Raw genomic sequence first — 298 nt, 5'->3', positions numbered from 1 at the left:
TGGAAGTGGCGCCGCCCCCAATTGGACGCATGTGGTCGGCTTTTGAACTGCGGGGTTCAGGAGCGCCATCGGCTTGCGGCGTAACGACTAGGGACCGTTAAATTAACTGGGGTAGCTATGCTGCTCGAAGGAGCGGCGGTGTCGGCTTGAACAGCCAGTCGAAGCGTGATTTGAAGATTGGCGGTTCATAGGACAACTGCTCACGCAGGTTTCCGTTCATGACTGCGGCGCGCACTTGCAGCATCAGATGAGCGCCGCGTCTTGACCATCGCATCTGTTGTTTTTTGACCATGCGGCG

The 298-nt window shown here is 57.4% G+C and carries 1 pseudogene; it reads right to left on the bottom strand.

The features are described 5' to 3' along the window. Nucleotides 1–115 precede the first annotated feature (115 nt). Nucleotides 116–298: pseudogene (locus tag IYY11_RS00025) on the bottom strand (hypothetical protein); the annotation flags it as partial.

It is taken from the genome of Methylocystis sp. H62, assembly GCF_015709515.1.
Taxonomy (GTDB): Bacteria; Pseudomonadota; Alphaproteobacteria; order Rhizobiales; family Beijerinckiaceae; genus Methylocystis.
Note: the sequence above shows the minus strand (reverse complement) of the source record. Positions and strands in the feature narration are given on the sequence as shown.